The 26015-nt window shown below is 67.5% G+C and carries 29 protein-coding genes, 2 tRNA genes and 1 pseudogene; 11 read left to right on the top strand and 21 right to left on the bottom strand.

The features are described from left to right. Positions 1–57: 57 nt before the first annotated feature. On the top strand, positions 58–585 hold the full coding sequence (locus tag JCM7685_RS06215; RefSeq protein ID WP_074966548.1) for a YceD family protein: 528 nt from the start codon (positions 58–60) through the stop codon (positions 583–585). A gap of 1 nt (position 586) precedes the next feature. On the opposite strand, the gene betA is transcribed toward JCM7685_RS06215, so the two are convergent. The 3 genes from betA to betI form a co-directional block, all read right to left on the bottom strand. Continuing rightward, on the bottom strand, positions 587–2239 hold the full coding sequence (gene betA / locus JCM7685_RS06210) for a choline dehydrogenase (RefSeq protein ID WP_074966547.1): 1653 nt from the start codon (positions 2237–2239) through the stop codon (positions 587–589). A gap of 81 nt (positions 2240–2320) precedes the next feature. After that, positions 2321–3766, bottom strand: a complete 1446-nt coding sequence (betB, locus tag JCM7685_RS06205; RefSeq protein WP_074966546.1) for a betaine-aldehyde dehydrogenase — start codon at positions 3764–3766, stop codon at positions 2321–2323. Continuing rightward, on the bottom strand, positions 3763–4332 hold the full coding sequence (gene betI / locus JCM7685_RS06200; protein ID WP_074966545.1) for a choline-binding transcriptional repressor BetI: 570 nt from the start codon (positions 4330–4332) through the stop codon (positions 3763–3765). Before betI ends, betB begins: the two co-directional genes overlap by 4 nt. 141 nt (positions 4333–4473) lie before the next feature. Here betI and choX point away from each other — a divergent pair, with 141 nt between their 5' ends. The 3 genes from choX (at position 4474) to choV (ending at position 7513) form a co-directional block, all read left to right on the top strand. Next, positions 4474–5427 carry a choline ABC transporter substrate-binding protein gene (choX, locus tag JCM7685_RS06195; protein WP_074966544.1) on the top strand — a complete coding sequence of 318 codons (954 nt, stop codon included), beginning with the start codon at positions 4474–4476 and terminating at the stop codon, positions 5425–5427. Positions 5428–5628: 201 nt separating this feature from the next. After that, positions 5629–6480 (top strand): choline ABC transporter permease subunit, encoded by an 852-nt coding sequence (gene choW / locus JCM7685_RS06190; protein WP_074966543.1) that lies wholly within the window; start codon positions 5629–5631, stop codon positions 6478–6480. Further along, complete coding sequence (choV, locus tag JCM7685_RS06185) at positions 6473–7513, top strand: choline ABC transporter ATP-binding protein (RefSeq protein ID WP_074966542.1); 1041 nt, start codon at positions 6473–6475, stop codon at positions 7511–7513. Before choW ends, choV begins: the two co-directional genes overlap by 8 nt. 47 nt (positions 7514–7560) lie before the next feature. Here choV and JCM7685_RS06180 read toward each other — a convergent pair whose 3' ends face one another. Further along, the gene (locus JCM7685_RS06180) at positions 7561–8157 is read right to left on the bottom strand and encodes a LysE/ArgO family amino acid transporter (protein ID WP_074966541.1); all 597 of its coding nucleotides are present in this window, start codon (positions 8155–8157) and stop codon (positions 7561–7563) included. An 81-nt stretch (positions 8158–8238) separates the two neighbouring features. Here JCM7685_RS06180 and JCM7685_RS06175 point away from each other — a divergent pair, with 81 nt between their 5' ends. Further along, positions 8239–9093 carry a LysR family transcriptional regulator ArgP gene (locus JCM7685_RS06175; RefSeq protein ID WP_074966540.1) on the top strand — a complete coding sequence of 285 codons (855 nt, stop codon included), beginning with the start codon at positions 8239–8241 and terminating at the stop codon, positions 9091–9093. A 34-nt stretch (positions 9094–9127) separates the two neighbouring features. On the opposite strand, the gene JCM7685_RS06170 is transcribed toward JCM7685_RS06175, so the two are convergent. The 10 genes from JCM7685_RS06170 to JCM7685_RS06125 all read right to left on the bottom strand — a co-directional run bounded on the left by JCM7685_RS06170 (position 9128) and on the right by JCM7685_RS06125 (position 15217). Then, on the bottom strand, positions 9128–9871 hold the full coding sequence (locus tag JCM7685_RS06170) for a YebC/PmpR family DNA-binding transcriptional regulator (RefSeq protein ID WP_074966539.1): 744 nt from the start codon (positions 9869–9871) through the stop codon (positions 9128–9130). A 34-nt stretch (positions 9872–9905) separates the two neighbouring features. Continuing rightward, the gene (locus JCM7685_RS06165) at positions 9906–10190 is read right to left on the bottom strand and encodes a ribbon-helix-helix domain-containing protein (RefSeq protein ID WP_083412597.1); all 285 of its coding nucleotides are present in this window, start codon (positions 10188–10190) and stop codon (positions 9906–9908) included. Next, positions 10177–10374 (bottom strand): DUF4169 family protein, encoded by a 198-nt coding sequence (locus JCM7685_RS06160; RefSeq protein WP_074966537.1) that lies wholly within the window; start codon positions 10372–10374, stop codon positions 10177–10179. The genes JCM7685_RS06165 and JCM7685_RS06160 overlap by 14 nt, the downstream gene beginning before the upstream one ends. Next, complete coding sequence (locus JCM7685_RS06155) at positions 10371–10721, bottom strand: VOC family protein (RefSeq protein WP_074966536.1); 351 nt, start codon at positions 10719–10721, stop codon at positions 10371–10373. The genes JCM7685_RS06160 and JCM7685_RS06155 overlap by 4 nt, the downstream gene beginning before the upstream one ends. After that, positions 10721–12118, bottom strand: coding sequence for a class II fumarate hydratase (fumC, locus tag JCM7685_RS06150; protein WP_074966535.1), 1398 nt, complete (start codon positions 12116–12118; stop codon positions 10721–10723). Before fumC ends, JCM7685_RS06155 begins: the two co-directional genes overlap by 1 nt. A 93-nt stretch (positions 12119–12211) precedes the next feature. Then, positions 12212–12670, bottom strand: a complete 459-nt coding sequence (locus tag JCM7685_RS06145; protein WP_074966534.1) for an SspB family protein — start codon at positions 12668–12670, stop codon at positions 12212–12214. A 172-nt stretch (positions 12671–12842) separates the two neighbouring features. Then, a tRNA-Asp gene (locus JCM7685_RS06140) sits at positions 12843–12919 on the bottom strand. A 27-nt stretch (positions 12920–12946) separates the two neighbouring features. Continuing rightward, a tRNA-Asp gene (locus JCM7685_RS06135) sits at positions 12947–13023 on the bottom strand. A gap of 141 nt (positions 13024–13164) precedes the next feature. Further along, positions 13165–13935: a PRC-barrel domain-containing protein gene (locus JCM7685_RS06130; protein ID WP_074966533.1), complete on the bottom strand. Its 771-nt coding sequence runs from the start codon at positions 13933–13935 to the stop codon at positions 13165–13167. A 154-nt stretch (positions 13936–14089) separates the two neighbouring features. Then, entirely contained in the window at positions 14090–15217 is a 1128-nt protein-coding gene (locus tag JCM7685_RS06125) for an anhydro-N-acetylmuramic acid kinase (protein WP_074966532.1), read from the bottom strand. A gap of 58 nt (positions 15218–15275) precedes the next feature. Here JCM7685_RS06125 and tyrS point away from each other — a divergent pair, with 58 nt between their 5' ends. Then, complete coding sequence (gene tyrS / locus JCM7685_RS06120; RefSeq protein WP_074966531.1) at positions 15276–16514, top strand: tyrosine--tRNA ligase; 1239 nt, start codon at positions 15276–15278, stop codon at positions 16512–16514. 33 nt (positions 16515–16547) lie between these two features. Here the strand turns inward: tyrS and JCM7685_RS06115 are convergent, their stop codons facing one another. The 5 genes from JCM7685_RS06115 to JCM7685_RS06095 all read right to left on the bottom strand — a co-directional run bounded on the left by JCM7685_RS06115 (position 16548) and on the right by JCM7685_RS06095 (position 20466). Next, positions 16548–17273, bottom strand: coding sequence for a hypothetical protein (locus JCM7685_RS06115; RefSeq protein ID WP_074966530.1), 726 nt, complete (start codon positions 17271–17273; stop codon positions 16548–16550). Positions 17274–17275: 2 nt separating this feature from the next. Further along, positions 17276–18733 carry a metal-dependent hydrolase family protein gene (locus JCM7685_RS06110; protein ID WP_074966529.1) on the bottom strand — a complete coding sequence of 486 codons (1458 nt, stop codon included), beginning with the start codon at positions 18731–18733 and terminating at the stop codon, positions 17276–17278. 123 nt (positions 18734–18856) lie between these two features. Further along, a complete protein-coding gene (locus tag JCM7685_RS06105) occupies positions 18857–19312 on the bottom strand; it encodes a YaiI/YqxD family protein (RefSeq protein WP_074966528.1) in 456 nt (151 codons plus the stop codon). Between the two features lie 61 nt (positions 19313–19373). Continuing rightward, the gene (locus JCM7685_RS06100) at positions 19374–19967 is read right to left on the bottom strand and encodes a peptidylprolyl isomerase (RefSeq protein ID WP_074966527.1); all 594 of its coding nucleotides are present in this window, start codon (positions 19965–19967) and stop codon (positions 19374–19376) included. Further along, the gene (locus JCM7685_RS06095) at positions 19957–20466 is read right to left on the bottom strand and encodes a peptidylprolyl isomerase (RefSeq protein ID WP_074966526.1); all 510 of its coding nucleotides are present in this window, start codon (positions 20464–20466) and stop codon (positions 19957–19959) included. Before JCM7685_RS06095 ends, JCM7685_RS06100 begins: the two co-directional genes overlap by 11 nt. Before the next feature lie 176 nt (positions 20467–20642). Here JCM7685_RS06095 and JCM7685_RS06090 point away from each other — a divergent pair, with 176 nt between their 5' ends. After that, entirely contained in the window at positions 20643–21839 is a 1197-nt protein-coding gene (locus tag JCM7685_RS06090) for a phosphoglycerate kinase (RefSeq protein WP_074966525.1), read from the top strand. A gap of 19 nt (positions 21840–21858) precedes the next feature. Here the strand turns inward: JCM7685_RS06090 and JCM7685_RS06085 are convergent, their stop codons facing one another. Both JCM7685_RS06085 and JCM7685_RS06080 read right to left on the bottom strand, forming a co-directional pair. Beyond that, positions 21859–22050, bottom strand: coding sequence for a hypothetical protein (locus JCM7685_RS06085; RefSeq protein ID WP_074966524.1), 192 nt, complete (start codon positions 22048–22050; stop codon positions 21859–21861). A 107-nt stretch (positions 22051–22157) separates the two neighbouring features. Then, entirely contained in the window at positions 22158–22361 is a 204-nt protein-coding gene (locus tag JCM7685_RS06080) for a hypothetical protein (protein ID WP_074966523.1), read from the bottom strand. 129 nt (positions 22362–22490) lie between these two features. Here JCM7685_RS06080 and JCM7685_RS06075 point away from each other — a divergent pair, with 129 nt between their 5' ends. From JCM7685_RS06075 to ftsY, 4 genes and pseudogenes are all read left to right on the top strand, one after another. Beyond that, complete coding sequence (locus JCM7685_RS06075) at positions 22491–23420, top strand: class I fructose-bisphosphate aldolase (RefSeq protein ID WP_074966522.1); 930 nt, start codon at positions 22491–22493, stop codon at positions 23418–23420. Positions 23421–23618: 198 nt separating this feature from the next. Next, a complete protein-coding gene (locus JCM7685_RS19830) occupies positions 23619–23783 on the top strand; it encodes a hypothetical protein (RefSeq protein WP_170848895.1) in 165 nt (54 codons plus the stop codon). Beyond that, positions 23767–24713: pseudogene (locus JCM7685_RS20210) on the top strand (IS3 family transposase); the annotation flags it as partial. The gene JCM7685_RS19830 and the pseudogene JCM7685_RS20210, both read left to right, overlap by 17 nt. Positions 24714–24978: 265 nt before the next feature. Further along, positions 24979–25989, top strand: coding sequence for a signal recognition particle-docking protein FtsY (ftsY, locus tag JCM7685_RS06065; RefSeq protein WP_074966521.1), 1011 nt, complete (start codon positions 24979–24981; stop codon positions 25987–25989). Positions 25990–26015 lie beyond the last annotated feature (26 nt).

Here is a 26015-nt window from a genome sequence, read left to right as displayed (position 1 = left end):
TGCCCCGCGCTCAAGAATATCCAGACCCAGGGCGAAGCCGCCCGCGAAAGGCCACCGATGACGACTTCCAAGACTCCGCAGGCCCGCTTCCGGGTGGCCCATCTGAATCCGCATCAGCCGACGGCGTTCTCGCTTGCGCCCGACGCCGCCGCCCGCCAGGCGCTGGCGGACGAGCTGGGGCTTTCGGCCCTGCCGCGGCTGCGCTTCTCGGGGCGGATCCGCGCAGTGGCCAGCGACGCCTGGGAGGTGACCGGCCAGCTGGACGCCAAGGTGGTGCAGCCCTGCGTGGTCACCCTGGCCCCGGTCGCGACCACTTTGCAGGAAGAGGTGCAGCGGGTGTTTTCCCCCCATGTCGCCACCCCCGAGGGCGACGAGGCCGAGATGCCCGACGACGAGACCGAGCCGCTGGGCCAGTTCATCGACGCCGAGGCGATCATGGTCGAGGAACTGTCGCTGGCGCTGCCGCTCTATCCGCGGGCCGAGGGGGCCGCGTTGGACGCCGCCGAACCCGAGGAAGCCGAACAGGTCCGCAAGCCTTTCGCCGGGCTCGCGGACCTGCTGAAAGATTCGAGGAAACCAGACTAACCTAGGCCGAACGCTGCCTTTCCCGCCAGTCCGGGTCCATGGCGGGTGCCAGGTTCAGCGGCGCCAGCATGCCTTGGCCCAGGATATGGTCGGCGGCCTTTTCGCCGGTCATGATCGAGGGCGCGTTCAGGTTGCCGTTGGTGATGCGCGGGAAGATCGAGCTGTCGGCGACGCGCAGTCCTTCGACCCCGATCACCCGCAGCTCGGGGTCCACCACCGCCATGTCGTCGTCAGCCCGGCCCATGCGGGCGGTGCCGCAGGGGTGGAAGGCCGACTCGGCATGCTCACGGATGAAGGCGTCGATCTGCTCGTCGGTGACGACACCCTCGCCCGGCTGGATCTCGTAGCCCTTGTAATCGGCAAAGGCCGATTGCTCGAAGATCTCGCGCGTCAGCCGCACACAGGCGCGGAACTCGGCCCAGTCGTCGGCGTGGGACATGTAGTTGAAGCGGATTGCGGGCGCCTCCTTGGGGTCGCTCGACTTCAGGCGCACCGTACCGCGCGATTTCGACCGCATCGGCCCGACATGGACCTGGAAGCCATGGCCTTCGGCCGCCGCCTTGCCGTCGTAACGCACCGCCAGCGGCAGGAAGTGATACTGGATGTCCGGATATTCCACCCCGGCGGCCGAGCGGATGAACCCGCAGCTCTCGAACTGGTTCGAGGCACCCAAGCCCGTCCCGGTCGCCATCCATTGCGCCCCGATCGAGCCCTTGCCCCACAGGTTCCAGTGCTTGTAAAGCGTGATCGGCTTGGTCGCGGTATATTGCATATAGATCTCAAGGTGATCCTGCAGGTTCGACCCGACGCCGGGTCGATCCGCCCGGACCTCGATGCCATGCTCGCGCAGATGGTCCGCCGGCCCGATCCCCGACATCATCAGGATCTTCGGCGTATTGATCGAGCTGGCCGAGATGATCACCTCATGTTTGGCCCGGAACACGTTGACGCCGCGGGTATTCCTGACCTCGACGCCGACCGCGCGGCCATCCTCGAAGACCACGCGCTGCGCCAGCCCGCGCCGCAGCCGCAAGAGGCCGGTCTCCTGCGCCGGGCGCAGATAGGCATTGGCGGCCGACCAGCGCCGGCCCTCCCAGATGGTGGCCTCCATGGCGCCGAAACCCTCTTGCCGGGCGCCGTTGTAATCGTCGGTCATCGCATAGCCGGCCTCGTTGCCGGCGCGGATGAAGGCGTTGAACAGCGGGTTCTTGCGCGAACCGCGCGTGACATGCAGCGGCCCCTCGGTGCCGCGATAGGCGCTGACCGCGCCATGCGAGGTCTCCATGCGCTTGAAATAGGGCAGGACGTCGGCATAGGCCCAGCCATGCGCGCCGCTTTCCGCCCAGAAATCGAAGTCGCAGGCATGGCCGCGCACGAAGACCATGCCGTTGATCGACGAGGACCCGCCGATGACCTTGCCGCGCGGCGTGACCAGCCGCCGCCCGCCCAGGTGCTCCTCGGGCTCCGAGGAAAAGCCCCAGTCGTAGCGGCGCATGTTCATCGGATAGGACAGCGCCGCCGGCATCTGGATGAAAGGCCCGATGTCCGAGCCGCCATATTCGATGACATCGACGCGCTTGCCGGCCATCACCAGCCGATAGGCCAGCGCGCAGCCGGCCGACCCGGCACCGACGATCACATAATCGGGAATCATGCTTGGCCTCCTTGCGCCGCCCTTGCGGGCTTCTTCGTTCTGCAAATACTCATGCCGGCCTTCCCGCCGGCGCGACGTCGCTCAATAGGGCGCATCGACGCCCCCCATGCCGACATAGACCGATTTCAGCTGCGAATAATGCTCGATGGCCGCGGCCGAGTTCTCGCGCCCGATCCCCGACAGCTTGACGCCGCCGAAGGGCGCCTCGACCGGGGTCAGGTTATAGGCGTTGATCCAGGTCGTCCCCGCCTGCAACGCCGCCGCCATCCGGTGGCCGCGCGCCAGGTCGCGGGTGAAGACCCCGGCCGCCAGCCCGTAGGGCGTGGCATTGGCGCGGGCGACGACCTCGTCCTCGGTGGCGAATCCCAGCACCGACATCACCGGACCGAAGATCTCTTCGCGCACGATCTCCATCTCGTCCGAGGCGTCGGCAAAGACCGTCGGCGGCACGAAGGCGCCCTCGCCCGGCCCGCCGCAGACCAGACGCGCGCCCTCGGCCTGGCCCTTGCCGATGGCTTCGCGGATCTTCGCGGCCTGGGCCGGGCTGACGATAGGGCCGTACTGGGTCGCTTCGTCCAGCGGGTCGCCGATCCTCACCTGCGCCAGCCGGACGGAAAGCCGCTCCAGAAAGGCCGGCAGGACGCCCTCTTGCACGAAGACCCGGGTCCCGTTCGAGCAGATCTGCCCCGAGGAATAGAAATTCGCCAGGATCGCCGCCCCCACCGCGTCATCGAGGCCGGCGTCGTCGAAGACGATCAGCGGCGACTTGCCGCCCAGTTCCATGGTGACATGGCGCATGCCCTCGGCCGCCGCGGCATAGACCTTTCGCCCGGTGGCGACCGAGCCGGTCAGCGACACCTTGTCCACCCGCGGATCGGTGACCAGCGCCGCGCCGACCGCGCCGCGCCCCTGCACCACGTTGAAGATGCCGGCCGGCAGCCCGGCCTCGATCAGGATCTCGGCCAGCTTCAGGGCGCCCAGCGGGGTTTCCTCGCTGGGCTTGAACACCATGGCATTGCCCATGACCAAGGCCGGCGCCGCCTTCCAGCAGGCGATCTGGCTGGGATAGTTCCAGGCGCCGATGCCGGCGCAGACCCCCAGCGCCTCGCGGATCGTATAGACGAAATCGCCGCCCAGCGGGATCGCCTGACCGGTGACGGTCGGCGCCAGCCCGCCGAAATACTCCAGCGCATCCGCGCCCGAGGGCCAGTCGGCCACCCGCGTTTCCTGGATCGGCTTGCCGGTGTCCAGCGTCTCCAGCCGCGCCAGCTCCTCGCCGCGCTCGCGGATGATCTGGGCGGCGCGCAGCAGCACCCGGCCGCGCTCGACCGGGCGTAGCGCCGCCCAGGCGGGTTGCGCGGCCTCGGCGGCGGCGGTGGCCTGCGCGACCTGCGGCAGGGACGCCTCGCGCAGGGTGGCGATCACCTCGCCCGTATAGGGGTAATGCACCGCCAGCGCGGCGCCTTCGCCTTCGACAGGCGCGCCGCCGATGTAGAGGCTGGCGGCGGGTTGGGCAGAACGGCTCATGGCAGCACCTTTTCCAGATAGTCCAGTGTCGTGCGTTCGGCGGCGACGGCATCGGCGTCGTTCGACAGCGCCGCGCGCAGGTAAAGCCCGTCGATCAGCGCGCCCAGGGTGCGGGCGATGCGCTCGGCCCCCGCCCCCGCCAGCGGCCGCAGCGCCACCAGCAGGTTCGAGCGCAGGCGCCGGTGATAGACCCGCAGCAGCCGCGCCGCCTCGGGCTCGACCAGCGCCAGGGCATAGAAGTTCAGCCAGGCGGCGATGGTCTCGCGCCCGAAGTTCGCCGACGAGAAATTCGCCTTGACCACGGCGTTCAACCGCTCGCGCGGCGACTGCGATTCGGACAGCAGCGCGCGGGCGCCCGCGCCATAGCCGGCTAGGATGTGCCGCATCGCCGCCAGGAAGATCCGTTCCTTCGAGCCGAAATAGTGGTGGGCCAGCGCCGAGGACATGCCCGCCTCGCGCGCGATCTGGGCCACGGTCACGTCAAGCGACCCCGCGCGGCCCACCGTCGCGATGGTAGCGTTGATTAATGCTGCCTTTCGGATAGGCTCGACACCCAGTTTGGGCATGAGAGGACACCCTTTTGCCGTTTCCTTTAACCTTCGCCGGGAAAAACCGCGCGATAGACCCGTATCTGACAGATCTTTGATTGACTCGTCAATCAATAAAAGTATTAATCAGGCAACGAGTCACCAAGCAGGGAGATAAAGATGACATTTGGCCGCACCGCAGCATTGGCTGTCGCCTGGCTCGCCGCCACGCTCGGACCCGTCGGGGCCGCATGGGCGGAAGAGCCGATGGAATGTCGCAAGGTCGTCTTCTCGGACGTGGGCTGGACCGACATCAGCTCGACCACCGGGCTGGCCTCGACCGTGCTGCAGGCCCTGGGCTACCAGACCGAGACCAAGATCCTGTCGCTGCCGGTGACCTATACCGCCATGGCCAAGGACGACGTTGACGTGTTCCTGGGCAACTGGATGCCCAGCCAGGAAAACGACCTGAAGCCCTATCGCGACGCCGGCACGGTCGAGGTGCTGCGCACCAACCTGACCGGCGCGAAATACACCCTGGCCACCAACGAGGCCGGCGCCAAGCTGGGCATCGACGATTTCAGCAAGATCGCCGCGCACAAGGCCGAGCTTGAGGGCAAGATCTACGCCATCGAGCCGGGCAACGACGGCAACCGCCTGATCCTGGAAATGGTGGCCGAGAACAAGTTCGACCTGGGCACCTTCGAGGTGCTGGAAAGCAGCGAACAGGGGATGCTGGCGCAGGTCGCCCGCGCCGACGCCGCGGGCAAGCCGGTCGTCTTCCTGGGCTGGGAGCCGCATCCGATGAACACCCAGTTCAAGCTGACCTACCTGGCGGGCGGGGACGATGTCTTCGGTCCCGACTTCGGCGGCGCGCGCGTCGATACCAACGTGCGCATGGGCTATGCCGAGAAATGCCCCAATGTCGGCAAGTTCCTGCAGAATCTCGAATTCACCCTGCCGATGGAAAACGAGGTCATGGGGCTGATCCTGAACGACGGCGAGCAGCCGCAGGATGCGGCGCTGAAATGGCTTAAGGCCAATCCCGATGCGGTCAAGCCCTGGCTCGCGGGCGTGACCACCGCCGACGGCGGCGACGCGCAGGCCGCGCTCGACAAGGTGCTGGGCGAATGATCGGCCGCGGCGGCGCCCGGACCCGGCGCCGCCGCCTGCCCGCGCCTGCCGTGCCCGCGCCGCCATCGCGCGCGCCTCGGGCCCTCACTCCCTTTCCCTGCCCCGCCGGAGCCGCACGGTTCCCGGCGCCCGGAATCGAACATTCCGCCACTCCGAACAACCCCGGGTCGCTGGACGACCCCGAACGGTAGTAAAGGACGCATGGACAAAATCACCGCTTTGTTGACCGACACCAAGATCCCTGTCGGCCGGACCGCCAAGGCCATATTCGATTGGCTGAAAGACAATGCCTCGGTCATCTTCGATGCCATCTCGAAATTGCTCGAGGGGCTGATCAACGGCATCCTGAACATTCTCGAATTCCCGCATCCGCTGGTGTTCACCCTGTTGGCCGTCGCCCTGACCTGGGCGTTGCAGCGCAGCTGGAAGACCTGCCTGCTGGTCCTGCTCAGCCTGCTCTTCATCCTGAACCAGGGCTATTGGGACGAGACCATGCAATCGCTGACCCTGGTGCTGTCGGCCTGCGTGGTCTGCATGGCGGTGGGGGTGCCGATCGGCATCGCCGCGGCGCACCGGCCCCGGCTCTACGCCTGGATGCGGCCGGTCCTGGACCTGATGCAGACGCTGCCGACCTTCGTCTACCTGATCCCGGCCATCGTCTTCTTCGGCATCGGCATGGTGCCGGGCCTGATCGCCACGGTGATCTTCGTGCTGCCGGCGCCGATCCGGCTGACCCACCTGGGCATCAGCTCGACCCCGCAGGCGCTGGTCGAGGCCGGCATCGCCTTCGGCGCCACGCCGCGCCAACTGCTCTGGAAGGTCGAGCTGCCCTGCGCCGCCCCGCAGATCATGGCCGGGCTGAACCAGACCATCATGCTGTCCTTGTCGATGGTCGTCATCGCGGCGCTGGTCGGGGCCTCGGGCCTGGGCGTGCCGGTGGTGCGGGCGCTGAACAGCGTGAACACCGCCCTGGGTTTCGAGAGCGGCTTCATCATCGTCGTGGTCGCCATCATGCTGGACCGGATGCTGCGCGTGGGGAAACACAATGACTGAACGCAACGCCGTCGAATTCGACAACGTCAACATCGTCTTCGGCGACCGGCCGCTGGCCGCGCTGCCGCTGATGGACCGCGGCATGGACCGCGGACCGATCAAGGCCGAGACCGGCCAGGTCCTGGGCGTGCACAATTGCAGCCTGAACGTCAAGGAAGGCGAGATCCTGGTGCTGATGGGCCTGTCCGGCTCGGGCAAGTCCACGCTTCTGCGCGCGGTCAACGGGCTCAACGCGGTGTGCCGCGGCGAGGTGCGGGTCTGGGACGGCAACGGCATGGCCTCGGTCAGCAAGGCGCATGGCGCCGAGCTGCGCCGGCTGCGGCGCGAACGCATCGCCATGGTCTTCCAGCAATTCGGCCTGCTGCCCTGGCGCACCGTGCGCGAGAACGTGGGCCTGGGGCTGGAACTGGGCGGCATGCCCGCGGCCGAGCGCGCCAAGCGCGTCGATGCGCAGCTGGCGACGGTGAACCTGACCGAATGGGCCGACCGCAAGGTGGGCGACCTCTCGGGCGGGATGCAGCAGCGCGTGGGCCTGGCGCGCGCCTTCGCCACCGAGGCGCCGATCCTTCTGATGGACGAGCCTTTCTCGGCGCTGGACCCGCTGATCCGCACCCGGTTGCAGGACGAGCTTCTGGAGCTGCAGAAACGCCTGCGCCGCACCATCGTCTTCGTCAGCCACGACCTGGACGAGGCCTTCCGCATCGGCAACCGCATCGCGCTGATGGAGGGCGGCCGCATCGTGCAGGTCGGCACCGCGCGCGAGATCATCGCCAATCCGGTCGACGCCTATGTCGAGGATTTCGTCGCCCACATGAACCCGCTGGCCGTGCTGACCGCCGAGGACATGGCCGAACCCGGCGAGGCTCCCGGCACGCCAATCGACCGCGAAACCCCGGTGCGCGAGGTGATGCGCAGCCTGGCCGCCAGCGGCGCCGAGGCCATGCCGCTGCAAGGCGGCGGCCGCATCACCCAGACGGGCATCCTGTCGCGGCTCGCGGCCGAACGCCAGGGCGGCGGCGCCGTCGAGCACTGACCCAAGGGGCGGCCCGCGCGACGGGCCGTCCGCCCAAGGCGCAGGTCTCAGCCCCGCAGCACCAATCCCAGCGCGATGCTCCACATCATCGCCCCCACCAGCGCATCCAGCACCCGCCAGGCCGCCGGCCGGGCAAACACCGGCGAAAGCCAGCGCGCGCCATAGCCCAGCGCAAAAAAGAACAGCACCGATCCGCTGATCGCGCCGATGGCGAAGCCGGTCCGGTCCGGCCACCCGGCCGAGATCGAGCCGATCAGCACCACCGTATCCAGCCAGACATGCGGGTTCAGCCAGGTCAGCGCCGCCAGCACCCCCAGCGTCGCGGCCAGGCCGGCGGCACCCTGCCCGGCGCGCAGGCTTTCGCCGCCGCGCCAGGCGGCGCGAAAAGCCCGGGCGCCATAGACCAGCAGGAAGGCCGCACCGCCCCAGCGCATCGCCTCCAGCACCCAGGGCGCGCGGCCGGCCAGCGCCCCCGCCCCCAGCACCCCGGCCGCGATCAGCAGCGCGTCCGAAGCGGCGCAGAACAGGCAGGTCGCCAGCACATAGCGCCGCATCAGCCCTTGCCGCAGCACGAAGGCATTCTGCGCCCCGATGGTGACGATCAGTGAAAGCGAGGTGCCGAGACCGGCGAGATAGGCATGCATGGCTGTCTCCTTCGCCGCGTTCTTGCCCGGGCGCCCCAATTCAGGCAAATTCAAAATGATTACGCTGATTAAGGCTGCCTTATGCTCGACTATCCCGCCCTCGCCGCACTGGCCGAGATCATCCGCCGCGGCAGTTTCGAGGCGGCGGCGGCAGCGCTGAACGTCACCCCCTCGGCGGTGTCGCAGCGCATCAAGGGGCTCGAGGAACGCATGGGCCAGGTGCTGATCCATCGCGGCCCGCCGGCGCGCGGCACCGCAACCGGCCTGCGGCTGATGCAGCACCTCGACCAGGTGCGGCTCTTGGAGGACACGCTCGACGCCGCGCTGCGCCCCGCCTCCGGCCCGGCCACGCTGCGGCTGGCGGTGAACGCCGACAGCCTCGCGACCTGGTTCCCCCCGGCGATGGCGGCGCTGCCGGTGCTCTACGACCTAGTGCTGGACGATCAGGACCACGCCCGCGACGGGCTGCGCCAGGGCCAGGTCTCGGCCGCGATCAGCTCGGACCCCGAACCGGTGCCGGGCTGCGACGTGCTGCCGCTCGGGGCGATGCGCTATCTGGCACTGGCGACGCCCGATTTCCTGGCCCGGCATTTCCCCGGCGGCGTGACCGAGCCCGCCCTGCGCGCTGCCCCGGCGGTGATCTTCAACCACAAGGACGGGCTGCAATCCCGCTGGGTGCAAAAGGCCACCGGCAAGCGCCTGCACCTGCCCGGCCACCTGATCCCGGCCTCGGAACCCTTCGCCCGCGCGGTGGAACTGGGCCTGGGCTGGGGCATGATCCCCGAAGCCATGGCCGCGCCCCGCCTGCGCCCGCTCCTGCCCGACCTGCCGCTGGACGTCCCGCTCTACTGGCACGTCCAGCGCGCCATGGTGCCTGCCCTTACGCCCCTCACCGCCGCGATCAGAAAAAGGGCCGCAGCAGACCTGCGACCCTGATTTCTCTGTTCCCCAAATACTCCCGCCGGAGGCGTCACTCCAATTGCGCCGCCACATCCTCGGGAATGTCGAAGTTCCCGGTGACGTTCTGCACGTCGTCATCCTCTTCCAGCGCATCGATCAGCTTCATCAGCTTCGTGGCGGTCTCCAGATCGATCTCGGTCGGCGCCTGCGGCTTCCAGATCAGCTTGGCCGATTCCGACTCGCCCAGAGCCGCCTCCAGCGCATTCGAGACCTCGGCCAGATCGGTGTCGGCGGTATAGATCCAGTGCCCGTCCTCGTCGCTCTCGACATCCTCGGCGCCGGCATCGATCGCCGCCATCATCACCGTATCGGCATCGCCGGCGCTGGCCGGATACATGATCTCGCCCTTGCGGTCGAACATGAAGCTGACCGAGCCGCTCTGCCCCAGATCGCCGCCGTATTTGGTGAAATAGCTGCGCACGTTGGAGGCGGTGCGGTTGCGGTTGTCGGTCATCGCCTCGACCATGATGGCGATGCCGTTCGGGCCGTAGCCCTCGTAGCGGATCTCGTCATAGTTCTCGGCATCGCCGCCCATCGACTTCTTGATCGCGCGGTCGATCACGTCCTTGGGCATCGAGTTCGATTTCGCCTCTTTCACCGCCAGGCGCAGACGCGGGTTCTTCTCGGGGTCAGGGTCGCCCATCTTCGCGGCGACGGTGATCTCTTTGGCCAGTTTCGAAAACAGCTTCGAGCGCAGCTTGTCCTGCTTGCCCTTGCGATGCTGGATATTGGCCCATTTGCTATGGCCTGCCATGGTCTTTCCCAATTCTGGATATGTGAGGCGGCTTTTAGTCAGCCAGCCCCTGCGCTGCAAGCTTTTGCCGGATCTCCGCCAGAACATACAGCCGCAGCGCCGTCGCCAGCCCCACCGCGGGCGGCCGGGCGGCATCGATCCCGGCGATCAGCGCGGCCACGGTGCGGCCGCGGTCCTGCGCGATCCCCCGCAATTCGCGCCAGAATGCATCCTCAAGACTGACCGAGGTGCGATGCCCGCCGATGGTGACCGAGCGCTTGGCCGGCGGCGCCATGGCCGGCAGGCGCAGAGCTTCTGCGATGGAATCATTCGTCGTCATGGTCGGAAGCCTCGCGCTGGTGCTGGTCCAGATGGCGGGCGGCACGCACGGCGGCGTCCTTCTCGGCGAGCTTCTGGGATTTGTCGCGGCCGAACCTGGCCGCATTCTCGTCGCCCTTCCTGCGGGCGGCGTCGCGGGCGGCGGTCTTGCGGGCCTGCCGCAGGTTGACCACCTTGCCGCTCATGGCTCGACCATCAGCTGCCAGCTGACGCCGAAGGGGTCCGCGACCCAGGCGTAGCAGGGCGAGAAATCATAGCGCCCCAAGGGCATCAGCACCTGCCCGCCCTCGCCCAGGACCTCGGCCAGCCGGGCGACCTGATCGGCATCGTCGCAGACGATCAGCAGCGAAAAGGCGGGGGTGAAGCCGAAACCATGCATGGGCGGGCTGTCGAAAAGCCGCAGCTTCTGGCCGGCGATCTCGACCTCGGCCGGATTGCCGGGACGCAGCACCATGTCGGGAAAGGCGCGGCGCCACAGCGCCAGTGCCCCCTCCATGTCACCCTGGAACATCAGCTGCGGAACGGCGCGCATCAGTCCTCCGGACCGACCATCTGCTCGGGACGCACCACCTTGTCGAAGGTCTCGCCATCGACCAGACCCAGGGCGATGGCCTCCTCGCGCAGCGTGGTGCCGTTCTTATGCGCGGTCTTGGCGACCTTGGTGGCGTTGTCATAGCCGATGGTCGGCGCCAGCGCCGTCACCAGCATCAGCGATTCCTTCATCAGCTTGTCGATGCGCGGAATGTTCGCCTGCGTGCCCACGACCATGTTGTCGGTGAACGACCCCGCCGCGTCGCCCAAAAGCTGCATGGATTGCAACACGTTGTAGGACATCATCGGGTTATAGACGTTCAGCTCGAAATGGCCCTGCGAACCGGCAAAGCCGATGGCGGCGTCATTGCCCATGACGTGGGCGCAGACCATGGTCAGCGCCTCGGCCTGGGTCGGGTTCACCTTGCCCGGCATGATCGAGGACCCCGGCTCGTTCTCGGGTAGGATCAGCTCGCCCAGGCCCGAGCGCGGCCCCGAACCCAGCAGCCGCATGTCGTTGGCGATCTTGAACAGCGACCCCGCCACCGTCTTCAGCGCGCCCGAGAAGAACACCATCGCGTCATGCGCCGCCAGCGCCTCGAACTTGTTCGGCGCGGTGACAAAGGGCAGGCCGGTGATCTTGGCGATCTCGGCGGCGATGGCCGTGTCCCAGCCTTTCTTGGTGTTCAGCCCGGTCCCGACCGCGGTGCCACCCTGCGCCAGCTCATAGATGTCGCCGAGCGCCAGCTTCACCCGCTCGATGCCCTTGGCAACCTGATGGGCATAGCCGCCGAATTCCTGGCCCAGGGTCAGGGGCGTCGCATCCTGGGTATGGGTGCGGCCGATCTTGATGATGTCCTTGAACTCTTCCGACTTCGCGACCAGCGCCTTGTGCAGCTTTTCCAGCCCCGGGATCAGCACGTCGCGCGCCTGCATGGCGATGGCGACATGCATCGCGGTCGGGAAAGTGTCGTTCGAGGATTGCCCCATGTTCACATGGTCGTTCGGGTGCACGGGCTTCTTGGAACCCAGCTCACCGCCCAGGATCTCGATGGCGCGGTTCGAGATCACCTCGTTCGCGTTCATGTTCGACTGCGTGCCCGAGCCGGTCTGCCAGACCACCAGCGGGAAGTTGTCGTCGAACTTGCCGGCCACGACTTCCTGCGCCGCCTGCACCATCGCCTCGCCCAGCTTCGGGTCCAGATTGCCCGTCGCCATGTTCACCTGCGCCGCGGCTTGCTTGATCACGCCCAGCGCGCGCACGATGGCGACCGGCTGCTTTTCCCAGCCGATGGGAAAGTTCTGGATCGAGCGCTGGGTCTGCGCGCCCCAATACTTGTCGCCGGGGACTTCCAGCGGACCGAAGCTGTCGGTCTCGGTGCGGGTGGTCTTGGTCATCGCATGCTCCCTCACGGTGTCGCGAGGGGTTCTAGGCAAGACGGCGGGGATTCGCAATCTGTATGCCGTCGCATGCCATGCGCAGGCCGCGGATCACTTGCGCCACTTGTCCAGGCTGACCACCTCGGCGCCGCTATTCGGCTCATCCGCGCCCGAAGCTTCGGATTCGTCCTCCTCGTCGGACTCGTCCTCTTCCTCCTCGTGGTTCTCGAAACGCAGACCGAACTCGACCGAAGGGTCCACGAAGGTGCGCAGCGCGTCGAAGGGGATGTAAAGCGGCTCCGGCGAATTGCCGAAGTTCAGGGTGATGCGGAAACCCTCGTCCGAAATCTCCAGATTCTCGAACCAGTGCTGGATGACGATGGTCATCTCCTCGGGATAGCGCTCGCGCAGCCAGTCGGCCATCTCGACCCCGGAATCGCGAGTATCGAAGGTGATGAAGAAATGGTGCTCGCCCTGCAGGCCCTCGGCCGCGACCTGGGCCAGCACATCGGCGATCAGCCGCACCATCGAGCGATGCATCATCCCGCCGTAATCGATTCCGCGTGCCATGGGCCCTCCGTCTCTCTGGCGCCAGCATAGGGAATTGGCTCGGCTTGAAAAGCCCCTGAAACCCGCGACGCCGGCCGGGCAACCGCGCGCGGCCCGGCCTTCTTCGTTCTTCAAATACTCATGCGGCCGCGACGAAAACGCGACCGTTCAAGCCTTTCGGAACGGATGAAAATGGCGCGGTTGACGGGACTCGAACCCGCGACCCCCGGCGTGACAGGCCGGTACTCTAACCAACTGAGCTACAACCGCGCTTTTCTTGGCGATATCCGGAAATGGTGGCGCGGTTGACGGGGCTCGAACCCGCGACCCCCGGCGTGACAGGCCGGTACTCTAACCAACTGAGCTACAACCGCGCAGACCATTTCCCCGGATCGCCGTCCGGGGTGCGAGGGGGTTTACGCACGGGGGCGGATGGCGTCAAGGCCGTTCTTGCGCAAAAAGCCGAAGGGGCGCCCGAAAGCACCCCCCGCCGTCTTCCAAAGCCGCGAACCGGCTTATTTCCGCACGGTCTTTTCGTCGAAGTCCGGCAGCGCTTCCAGCTCGGCCTTGGTGTAGTTGGTGGCGAAGAAGGTGTCGTTGCCCACCGTCACCAGGTGGATGGCGTTCTCGCCCAGCAGCACCTTCTTGGCGCCGATGCCCAGGAAGCCGCCGATATCGGCGATATAGCCCACGACCTGGCCCGAATCATCCAGCACGATGTCGTTCACCTTGGCGATGTCCTGCCATTCGGCCGGGCGCTCTTCCAGCTGCGGATCGACCCATTCGGTCGAGGACGGCTGGTTGGTGGTCCAGATGCGGCGGCTGGTCACCCAACTCGACAGCACCCCGGGCTCGGCTTCCGAGATCGCGGGCGCATTCACGTCGGGCGGCGTGACCGGCGCAGCCTCGGTCGCCGCGTCGGCGGCTTCCTGCGCGGCGCTGTCGGCGCTGGCCGCAGCATCGTCGGCGGCGGCTGCCGCGTCATCCGCGGCCTGCTCGCCCATCCCGGCGGCGGCATTGGCCGCATCGTCTGCCGCGGTGGCGGCAGCGTCGGCAGCGTTGTCGGCCGCCGCGGCGGCGTCATCTGCGGCCTGCTCGGCCGGGGCGCCGGCCTGGTCGGCGGCCTGATCCGCAGCCGTGGCGGCCTGGTCCGCCGCCTGTTCGGCGGTGTTGGCGGCATCCTGCGCCTGCTCGGCGGGGGTAACGGCCGTGGCGGCGGGATCGCTTTGCGCCAGCGCGGCGCCCGCCAGAGCCAGGGTCGTCGCGGCAATGACAAGAGGTTTCATGGACGCTGTCCTTTCCGGTTGTCTTCGTCACAGACGGCGCGAGGCCGTCAGATGCGGACCCAACGCGGCTTTTTCGGCTTCGTTCCCGGAAAATGCCGCCGAAAGCGGCAAAGGCGGAACTTCGCCACCGGCAAGGCGCTGAAATCCATGCCCCTCAACCGGACCCCAGACTCCGGCCGGGCGGGCTGATCCGCCCGCCGCAGACCGGCTCCGGCGCCCCGGTCGTCCCCGGCCCCGAGGTCGGCAGGCCGCGCAACACCCGCACCGCCAGCCAGCCAAAGGCCTGCGCCTCCAGCATGTCGCCGTCCAGCCCCGCCGCCTCGACCGGCGCCACCGCGCAGGGCAGCCGCGCCGCCAGCGCCGCCATCATCGCGGCATTGTGCCGGCCTCCGCCACAAACCAGCACCCGACCGGGCACCCGCTCCAGCAGCGCAAGCCCCGCCGCCACCGCCGCCGCCGCGGCATGGGTCAGCGTGGCCGCGGCATCGGCATCGCCCAGATGCGCCACGTCCAGCGTTCCGGCAAAGGCGTCGCGATCCAGCGACTTCGGCAAAGGCCGGGCGAAATGCGGATGGCGCAGGAAATCGGCCAGGACATCCTCGTCGGGGCTGCCCTGCAGGGCCAGATGCCCGCCCTCGTCCCGCGCCAGCCCACGCCGCCCCCGCATCAGGTCGTTCAGCGGCGCATTGGCCGGGCCGGTGTCGAAGGCGATGCAGGCGCCCGGCGCCTCGGGCGCCCCGGCCGCGGGATCCACCACGGTCAGGTTGCCGACGCCGCCCAGGTTCAGGAACCCCACCGACTCGGCCGGCAGATGGCCCTGCGCCGCCGCCCATGCCGCGCAGGCCCAGTGGAAGAAGGGCGCAAGCGGCGCGCCCTCGCCGCCCCGCCGCACGTCCTCGCTGCGGAAATCCCAGACCACGCGCCGCCCCAGCCGGCGCGCCAGCGCAGCACCGTCGCCGGCCTGATGCGTGCCCCGCCCCCTTTGCGTCTTCGTGCCCGGATCATGCGCCAGCGTCTGGCCGTGATAGCCGACCAGTTCCGCCTCGGGGAAACCCTCGGCCAGCGCGGCATGGGCGGCGACGGAAAGCGCCCCCGCCTCGGCCACGGCCGGCCCGCCCGGCCATTGCCCCAGCGCGGCATGCAGCAGCCCCGATTCATTGCCGGAATAGGCGCGATAGGCGCTGCGGCCGAAGCCGGCGATGCGGATGCCGTCGGTCTCGATCATCGCCGCATCCACCCCGTCCAGCGAGGTGCCCGACATCATCCCCAGCGCACGGATCATCCTGCTTTCCCTTTTTTCGCCCCAACGGTATATCCGCGCCATTCGAAAGGAAAAGCCCATGACCTACCATGCCAAATCCGACTTCCTGAACGTGATGATCGAGCGTGGCTATCTGGCGGACTGCACCGACCTGCAATCGCTGGACGACGCCCTGATCAACGGCCCGGTGACGGCATATATCGGTTATGACGCGACGGCGGCCAGCCTGCATGTCGGGCACCTGCTGAACATCATGATGCTGCGCTGGTTCCAGCGCACCGGCAACCGCCCGATCACCCTGATGGGCGGCGGCACCACCAAGGTCGGCGACCCCAGCTTCCGCAGCGAGGAGCGTCCGCTGCTGACCCCGGACGCGATCCAGGCGAACATCGACGGCATGCAGCAGGTCTTTGCCCGCTACCTCGACTATGGCGAGGGCCGCGCGATGATGCTCAACAATGCCGAATGGCTGGACGGGCTGAACTACCTCGATTTCCTGCGCGACATCGGCCGGCATTTCAGCGTCAACCGGATGCTGTCGTTCGAATCGGTCAAGTCGCGGCTGGATCGCGAGCAATCGCTGAGCTTCCTCGAATTCAACTACATGATCCTGCAGGCCTATGACTTCCTGGAACTGTATCGCCGCTACGACTGCCGGCTGCAGATGGGCGGCAGCGACCAGTGGGGCAATATCGTCAACGGCATCGACCTGACCCGCCGCGTGCTGGACGGCGAGATCTGGGGCCTGACCTCGCCGCTGCTGACCACCTCGGACGGGCGCAAGATGGGCAAGTCGCAGGGCGGCGCGGTCTGGCTGAACGGCGCGATGCTGAGCGCCTACGAGTTCTGGCAGTTCTGGCGCAACACCACCGACGCCGACGTGGGCCGGTTCCTGAAGCTCTATACCGATCTGCCGGTCGCGGAATGCGACCGCCTCGGCGCGCTGTCGGGGTCCGAGATCAATGCCGCCAAGATCATCCTGGCGAACGAGGTGACGACGCTTCTGCACGGCGCCGAGGCCGCCGCCTCGGCCGAGGCGACGGCGCGCGAGGTGTTCGAGCAGGGCGGCGCCGGCGGCGATCTCGAGGTGGTGACGGTCGGCGCGGAGGCGCTGCCCCTGTCGGTGGTGCAGCTGCTGGCGCAAACCGGCATCGCCGCCTCGGGGAAAGAGGCCAAGCGGCTGATCGCCGAGGGCGGGCTGCGGCTGAACAACGACCCCGTCAGCGACCCGCAGCTGGCGGTGGACGCGGCGCTGATCGGCGACGGGCTGAAGGTCTCTGTCGGCAAGAAGAAGCACCGCATGGTGCAGCTGGGCTAGGCGGCAAGGCCGGGGGCGACCCCGGCCTTTTCGTCAGAAGCGCCAGGTGGCGCCCAGGATCGGCCCGGCCATGGTCACGTCCAGCCTGGTGCCGCCGTCGCGATAATCGACGTTCAGTTGCCGATAGCCGCCCGAGACGTAAAGCTGGTCGGTGACCTGGTAATTCACCGTGGCCAGGAACTGGCTGGTGTGCTCGGACCCCGCGCCGAAGCCGCCGACATCGGCGTAGAGGATCGCCGACCATTGCGGCGCCAGCGCCACATTGGCCCGCAAGGCCAGGATCGGATCGATGAAATCCTTGCCGGGCGAGGCCTGGATCGCGCCGCCGGCCACCTTGATCCGGCTTTCGACCCGCCAGGCCCGCGCACCCGCCAGCGCATCCAGCGTCATGCGGTCGTTGGAAACCACGCGCCAGCCGGCAAGCAGCGTCAGCGAGCGTTGGGTGACCTTGCCCTCGGCCGGCACGCCCGGCGGCAGGACGCCCGCCTTGGAGCTGGACGACCAGCTGAAATCCCCCATCAGCACCAGCCGGTCGCGCCGGGCGAAGCCGGACAGGAAGAAGGCGCCGTCGGTATCCTCGAGCACCTCGGACAGCGACTTGTCGAAGGACAGCGTCGGCGCCCCGGCGAAGGGAGTCACGTCGCCGCCCAGGCCCGCGCCCCAGACATAGGGCGTGATCTGGCCCGACCAGTCCTGCGCCATGGCGGGCGCAAGCCCCGTGGAAAGCGCCGCCGCGGCGGCCGCCAGGAATCCGCGCATCCTTACCCCCCTTGCAACTCGTTCTTGAACAGGCGGCCGTTCTTCATGATCAGCCGCAGATTGGCGGTATCGGCCAGCCAGTCGAGGTTCGCCTCGGTATCGCCGTCGATGACCAGCAGGTCGGCCGGCGCGCCCTCGGCGATCACGCCCAGCCGCCCGTCATAGGGCGCGCGCGCGCCCGACATCGCCAGCAGCTCGCCCGCGGCGCCGGTGGCGCGATGCAGCGCCGCCAGCGGCGACATGAAGCGCGCCAGTTTGGCCAGCTGCCGGCCCTGCGATTCGCTGCCGCCATACAGGATGTCGGTGCCGAAGGCCCAGTTCACCCGATGCTTGTCGGCCCATTCGAAGGCCTGCACCGTGCCGTCGGCCACCGCCTTTTGCGCGGCGACGGCCTTGGGCTCGGTATAGTGGTTGGCGTCCTCGTCGGCCAGGAAGGGCTGGATCGACCACCAGGTGCCGTGATCGGCCATCATCCGCACGGTATCCTCGTCGGCCAGCTGGCCGTGCTCGATGGATTTCACCCCGGCCTCGATGCAGCGGCGGATGCCGGGCGCGGTATAGACATGGGCGCAGACATAGGTGCCCCAGTCGCTGGCCGCATCCACCGCCGCCCGCATTTCGTCCAGGGTATATTGCAGCGCTTCCAGCGGGTCGTATTGCGAGGCGACGCCGCCGGCGGCCGAAATCTTGATCTGGCTCGCGCCCTTCATCAGCTGCTCGCGCGCGCGGCGCAGCACCTCGGGAACGCCGTCGGCCAGCGCCGTCATGCCCTGGCGGGAGGCATAGTCCGCCGGGTCCGAGGGCATCATCGGCAGCGCGTTCAGGAAGCGGAAATCGCCATGGCCCGAGGTCTGCGACAGGATCGCGCCCGAGGGGAAGATGCGCGGCCCGGTGACGACGCCGCGGTCGATGGCCGCCTTCAGCCCGAAGGCCGGCCCGCCGACGTCGCGCACGGTGGTAAAGCCGCGCATCAGCGTCTCGCCGGCCAGCTTGCCCGACATCAGGTGCACGAAGCCGATATCCTGCGTCATCGCCACGACCTGGCTGACGCCCGCCAGCGTCGCGTGCCAGTGGCAGTCGATCAGGCCCGGGATCACCGTGCGCCCACCGCAGTCGATGCGCTCGGCCTCCTGCGGCCCCTGCCCCACGCCCGGCAACCCGATGATGCGGCCCGAATCGACCAGGATCTCGACCCCCTCGCGCAGCGACAGGGTCTGGCCGTCGAAGAACCGCAGGTTGGTCAGCAGCAGCAGCCGCTCCGGGGTCTGGGCCCGCAGCTCGCGCGGGGCCAGGCCGAAGCCCGCGAACATGCCGACCACCGCGGCCATGCCGCCGATCATCTGCCGACGCGAGATGTCGGCCTCGATCCGGGCCATGGCGGCCAGGGTCTGGGGACTGCCGCATTGGCAGAAGCGCACCGTGCCGGTGCTCGCGACGGCTTCAAGACAGGTCAGGCACATGCACGCTCTCCATGTCGAGACGCCGCGGCATACCCGCCCGGCGGCAATCGGAATGAGAGTATATCATGTGCTTATCAGTCAAATGGCAACAGGATTCAGCACGGCGCCTGCCCCCGCCCGACCCTAGCGCACCCGCTGCGCCGCCGCCATGACCCGATCGAGCGATTGCAGGAAACGCGCCCGTTCGGCCTTGCCGAAGCCGCCGCCCCGGCCCTGCAGGAACGGGTCCGAGGCGCGCAGGTCCTGCATCAGGTCGCGCGTGGCCAGCCTGCCGCCGATATTGGCCAGGGTCAGCACCTCGCCGTCCGGCTGGACCACCTGCGCCCCGGCCTTGAGGCAGCGGTCGGCCAGCGGGATGTCCGAGGTCACCACCACGTCGCCCGGCCCGCATTCGGCGGCGATCCACTTGTCGGCCTCGTCCGGGCCGTCGGGGACGATCCGCAAGCTGACGAAAGGGTTCGCCGAGGGCCGCAGCCCGCCGTTGCAGACCAGCACCATCGGCAGCCGCAGCCTTGTCGCGACGCGCTCGGCCTCGGCTTTCACCGGGCAGGCGTCGGCGTCGATGTAAAGCGTGGTCATCGGTCCTCCTGCGATGGAAAAGCCCCGCGAGGGCGGGGCTTTCTGGGTCGGGTCGGCCGGATCACTCCTGAACCGTGACCTTGACCATGTAATCGGGCTCGACCACCGCGCCATTGGCGGCCGGATCGCCCTTCTTGATGGCGTTCAGCACATCCCAGCCGTCGACCAGCTGGCCCACGACCGTATACTGGTTGTCCAGGAACTCGGCCGGGGCCAGGTCGATGAAGAACTGGCTGTTGGCGCTGTTCGGATCCTGCGAGCGCGCCATGCCCACGGTGCCGGCCTGGAAGCTGACATCGTTGAACTCGGCCTTCAGGTCCGGCAGGTTCGAGCCGCCCATGCCGGCGCGCGCGGTGTCGCCGCCATGCTTGCCGAATTCCACGTCGCCGGTCTGGACCATGAAGCCGTCAATCACGCGATGGAACACCACCCCGTCATAGGCCCCGGATTTCGCCAGGCCGACCAGACGCTCGACATGTTTCGGCGCCTTGTCGTTGTAGAGATCCAGCACGATCTTGCCCTTGGCGGCGCCCTTGGCGTCGGCGACCTCGATCACCAGGTTCGGACCCGGCCCGTCGGTCACGCCCGGCAGGCCCGCCGCATGCGCCGAGGCCGCGCCCAGAACCAGCGCGGGGATCAGCAGCTTATTCCACATCGGCCGCCACCTTCACCGAGATCATCCGGTCGGGGCTCGCCGGCGGCTCGCCGCGGGCGATCTTGTCGACATGCTCCATGCCCTCGATGACGCGGCCATAGACGGTGTACTGGCCGTTCAGGAAATGGTTGTCCTTGAAGTTGATGAAGAACTGGCTGTTGGCCGAGTTCGGGTTCATCGAGCGCGCGGCGCCCAGCGTGCCGCGGTCATGCGGCAGGCGCGAGAACTCGGCCGGCAGGTCCGGCAGGTCCGAGCCGCCGGTGCCGGCGCGGCCGGGGTTGTAGTCGCTTTCCATGTTGGCATGTTCCACGTCGCCGGTCTGGGCCATGAAGCCCTCGATCACGCGGTGGAAGGCCACGTTGTCGTATTTGCCGGCCCGAGCCAGTTCCTTCATGCGCTCGACGTGCTTGGGCGCCACGTCGGGCAGCAGCTCGATCACCACCGGGCCGTCCTTCAGCGCGATGATGACCGTGTTCTCGGGATCCTTGATCTCGGCCATGGGGTTCTCCTTCTGATGGCTTTGGCAAAGGCATAAGCATTTCGTGCCGTGCAGACAACGCCGCCATTGCGGGGCGGTTCGCCGCCGGCGCCGGCCAGAGCGCCGGTTGACGAAAATGTCATGATGCGGGAAAACCCGGCACGGGCGCGTCAGCCCGACAGGAAAGGGACGAGAGCATGGCGGACTTCAACACGATCGACGACCTGGATCTGGACGGCAAGGTGGTGCTGGTCCGCGTGGACGTGAACGTCCCGGTCGAGAACGGCCAGGTTACCGACGCCACCCGGATCGAGAAGATCGTGCCGACCGTCAAGGACATCCAGGCCAAGGGCGGCATCCCGGTGCTGCTGGCGCATTTCGACCGTCCCAAGGGCAAGCGCGTGGATTCGATGAGCCTGAAGATCGTGCTTCCGGCGCTGGAGGCGGCGCTGGGCCAGCCGGTGAAATTCGCCGAGGAAGCCATCGGCGGCCCGGCCAAGCGCGTGGTGGCCGACCTGAAGCCGGGCGACGTGGCGCTGCTGGAAAACACCCGCTTCTATCCCGGCGAAGAGGAAAACGACGCGACCTTCGCCGCCTCGCTGGCGGCGCTGGGGCAGGCCTATGTCAACGACGCCTTCTCGGCCGCGCATCGCGCCCACGCCTCGACCGAGGGGCTGGCGCGGCTGCTGCCCGCCGCCGCCGGCCGGCTGATGGAGGCCGAGCTGAAGGCACTGGACGCGGCGCTTGGCAATCCGCAGCGCCCGGTGGTGGCGGTGGTCGGCGGCGCCAAGGTCTCGACCAAGCTCGACCTGCTCGGCAACCTGATCGAGAAGGTGGATCACCTGGTGATCGGCGGCGGCATGGCGAACACCTTCCTGGTCGCCCAAGGGGTCGAGGTCGGCAAGTCGCTGGCCGAACGCGACATGGCCGATACCGCCCGCGAGATCCTGGCCAAGGCCGAGAAGACCGGCTGCAAGATCCATCTGCCCACCGACGTGGTGGTGGCGCGGGAATTCAAGGCCGGCGCGGCCAGCGAGACGGTGGCGGCCGACGCCTGTCCGCCGGATGCGATGATCCTGGACGCCGGCCCCACGACCGTGGCGCATATCCGTGAGGTCTTCGAGTCCAGCCGGACGCTGATCTGGAACGGCCCGCTGGGCGCCTTCGAGATTCCGCCCTTCGACGCCGCGACCAATGCCGCCGCGCAAGAGGCGGCGCGGCTGACGCGCGAAGGCAAGCTGATCTCGGTCGCGGGGGGCGGCGATACGGTGGCGGCGCTGAACAAGGCCGGGGTGTCGGCCGATTTCACCTTCATCTCGACCGCCGGCGGCGCCTTCCTGGAATGGATGGAGGGCAAGGAACTGCCCGGCGTCGCGGCGCTGCGAAAGTCCTGACGGCTGACGCTGCCCCGGTTCAGTCGGCCTGCCCGCGGTTGCCGGCGGGGACGGCGGACTGAACCGCCAGCGGCGAGGACTGGGCCGGGACCGGGCGCGAACGCTTGGACTCGGCGGTAACGAACAGCGCCACTCCGACGCCGGCAATGGCGACTGCCAGCGCCATGGCGACGATGGGGACGATGCGGGGCGAATGGCTGCCGTGCGACATGGGACGTTTCCTTTCCCGGCACAACCCGCCCCGACGCGGGGCGGTTCCCGCGACGGTTGTCAACGAAACACCTTTACCGGCCGCAGCGCGACTAGCGGTCCGGGGCGTTATTGCTTCGGTGCGGGCGCAGGTTCCGCCGGGGCGGCGATCGCCGGAGGCGGGTTGCGCTCGATGTCCTTGGGACCGGTGTCGAGAAACAGGACGTAGAGAAAGGTGCCGATCGCGATCACGAACGCCAATCCCAGCACCAGAAAGAAGGGCCGGTTCTGGCGGATCTGTTCTGGAATGCCGGCCGGATCTTCGTTTGCCATGGGAAGTCCCTCCCGTATAGCTGACGCAAGGGAAACGCCCGGCGGGCTTGCGGGTTCCGTTAGCGCAACCCGGATTGCCCTTCGCCGGGGGTCTGCTAAGCAGCCGCCATTCTCGACATGGAGTTCCCGATGCAGATGACCGATACCGTCCGCAAGATCCTCGCGAATTACGAGGGCGAAGCGCCTGGTGTGAAGGCCCAACTGGCCCGCATGCTGATGACCGGCAAGCTGGCCGGCACCGGCAAGATGATCATCCTGCCGGTGGACCAGGGCTTCGAGCATGGGCCGGCGCGCAGCTTCGCCCCGAACCCGGCCGGCTATGACCCGCATTACCATTACCAGCTGGCCATCGACGCCGGGCTGAACGCCTATGCCGCCCCCTTGGGCATGATCGAGGCGGGCGCCGACACCTTCGCCGGCCAAATCCCGACGATCCTGAAAGTGAACTCGGCCAATTCGCTGATGTCGGACACCGCCGGCAAGAACCAGGCGATCACGGCTTCGGTCGACGACGCGCTGCGGCTGGGCTGCTCGGCCATCGGCTTCACCATCTACCCGGGCTCGGACATGGCGCTCGACATGGTCGAAGAGATCGTCGAGATGCGGAAAGAGGCCGCCGCCAAGGGCGTGGCGACCGTGATCTGGTCCTATCCGCGCGGCGAGGCGATCACCAAGGACGGCGAAACCGCCATCGACATCGCCGCCTATGCCGCCCAGATCGCGGCGCTGATCGGCGCGCATATCATCAAGATCAAGCTCTCCACGGACCACCTGATGCTGCCGGAAGCGAAGAAAGTCTACGAAGACAAGAAGATCGACATCTCGACCCAGGCCAAGCGCGTGGCGCATTGCATGGAAGCCTCGTTCAACGGCCGCCGCATCGTGGTGTTCTCGGGCGGCGCGGCCAAGGGTGCGGACGCGGTCTTTGACGACGCCCGCGCCATCCGCGACGGCGGCGGCAACGGCTCGATCATCGGCCGCAACAGCTTCCAGCGTTCGCGCGAGGATGCGCTGGAGATGCTGCAGAAGCTGGTCGACATCTATCTGGGCAAGGCCTGATCTCGCGGCTCGTGGGTGTCGTATCTCACGATCACTGATCCTGCGGTAACAGTGGGTTTGACCTCGGAAGAGCCGCGACGTCCGTAGACCATCCGAGGCGGTCCGGCGGTCGGTTATGCACCGGACCGGCCGGGCCGGCCTTCCCGTTTCCGCCAGTCATGGATCGCGGGCCCTGCCGACGCGGCGGCTGCGCGTGAAATGCTGCGCGACATCCGAGGCGATTTCCGCGAAGGTCGGTCGACCCGCGCGGCGATCAAGGTCTGCAACTCCGGGTCGTTCAGTTTTTTCGGCGCGCCCGAAGCGGTGTCGACGGCGATGCTCTGCCACGAGAACAGGCGAGATCGGCAAGCCGCCAGAGGATGAGAACCGGCGGCTCAAACGCATGTTCGCGGATGTGGACGTGCAGCCTGATCTGCCGAAGGAAGCCTTGGAAAAAATGACACGGCCCGCACAACGCCGGGAACTGGCCGAGAAGGCTGTGGCGACGAAGGGGACAGGGGACTGCGCTGACCTGCCGTGCCTTCGGTGTCGGCGAGACCTGCTTTCGATACAGTTCGAAGCGCGATGAGCATGTCGCGAAGCTGCTGGAAGGGCTGACAAAGACACACAGAATCTGGGGCTTCTGTGCTTCTTGCACATGCGCAACGTCCAGGGGCGCCCATGGAACCGCAAGCCTGTCCATCGGATCCATTGCGAACTGACGTTGAACGTGCGGATCAAGCCCCAGCGATGGATCAGGCGTGACAAGCCCGAAGTGCCAAGCGTTCCGGAGGCTCCCATACAGTCTGGTCCATGGAATTTGCTTCGCGGATCTTCGATTCATGGCCGACTGTCTCGCCGATGGCCGCCAGCTCCGCCTGCTGAAGGTGCCGGACGACTTCAACGGCGAAGGCCTGGGCATCGAGGACGTCTCGCTTCCGTTCGAGCGCGGGCTCCGGTCGCTGAACCAGATCATCGGGAAAACAGTCCACTGGACCGTTTCCCGCCCCTCCTCCACATCGAATGGCGTGGCCGACCCTGGGCTATACGGTCGACAATGGCCCGGAATACATCCGTTCAACGCCGATGGTCCCGCCCGGTAAACAGGGCATTGCGCTGAACCACATTCAGCCCGGCAAGCCACAGCAGAACGCTGTGTCGTGCGTTGCGGCCGGACGGTGCGGCATGAATGGCTGGACCATCGAGAAGCCGCAGCAGATCGCGACTGACCGGCTGTGGACGTGCAACAACGAACGTCCCGCGATGGGCACCGGCAGCATGAAACCCGCTCAGAAACCGAAGATGACCGCCTGAAGTCTGCTTCAGCCACATTAAAGCGAGAAGAATAAACGCCATTCTTAAGTTTCTGGTATCAAACCGCATAGGATTTACCCATCGCAACAATTTGATTTTATTATATATAATTTCGATTCAAAATCAAACCTTTCGAAATTCGCCGTGGGGCTCTGCCCCACCCCGGGATATTTGCCCAAAGAAAGAAGCGGCGCCGGTTTCGCGGCGCCCTTTTCCTTTCGGCCGGGAAAGCCTAGGTTCCGGGCGATTGGCAAAAGGATCTGGCATGTCGTTTTTCTCGAAGCTGCGCGACCGGCTGACGCGGTCCTCCTCGAAGATCGGCGAGGGGCTGGACGGGATCGTCTCTGAAGGCGAAGCACCCGTCGCGGCGCCGGCGCCTCAGCCCGAGGCGGCGAAGCCCGGTCTGCTGGGCCGGATCTTCGGCGGCGCCGAGACTGCCGAGCCGCGGCGCGAGCTCGACGACGAGATGCTCGAGCAGTTGGAAGAGATGCTGATCCAGGCAGACATGGGGGTCGAGACCGCGCTGCGCGTCACCGCCAATATCGCCGAGGGCCGCATGGGCCGCCGCATCTCGGCCACCGAACTGAAGGAGCTTCTGGCCGCCGAGATCGCCCGGATCATGACCCCGGTCGCCAAGCCCCTGCCGATCTATCCCAAGCGGCCGCAGGTGGTGCTGGTGGTGGGCGTGAACGGCTCGGGCAAGACCACCACCATCGGCAAGCTGGCGAGCCAGTTCAAGGCGGCGGGCAAGAATGTCGTCATCGCCGCCGGCGACACCTTCCGCGCCGCCGCTGTCGAGCAATTGCAGGTCTGGGGTCAGCGCGCCGGCGTCCCGGTGATGACCGCGCCCGAGGGTTCGGACCCCGCCAGCCTCGCCTTCGACGCCATGACCCGGGCCGAGGCCGAGGGCGCCGACCTCTTGATGATCGACACCGCCGGCCGCTTGCAGAACCGCCAGGACCTGATGGAGGAACTGGCCAAGATCGTCCGCGTCATCCGCAAGAAGGACCCCTCGGCGCCGCACAACACCCTGCTGGTTCTGGACGCCACCACCGGCCAGAACGCGCTGAGCCAGGTCGAGACCTTCCGAAAGCTTGCCGATGTCTCGGGCCTCGTCATGACCAAGCTCGACGGCACCGCGCGCGGCGGCGTGCTGGTGGCGCTGGCCGACCGCTTCGGCCTGCCGATCCATGCCATCGGCGTCGGAGAACAGATCGACGACCTCGACGCCTTCGACGCCCGCGACTTCGCCCGGGCGCTGGTCGGCCTCGACTGAGGCTTTTTCCGTTTTTCAAATACTCA

Origin of the sequence: Paracoccus aminovorans, assembly GCF_900005615.1 — a bacterium.
Classification (GTDB): Bacteria; Pseudomonadota; Alphaproteobacteria; order Rhodobacterales; family Rhodobacteraceae; genus Paracoccus; species Paracoccus aminovorans.
Note: the sequence above shows the minus strand (reverse complement) of the source record. Positions and strands in the feature narration are given on the sequence as shown.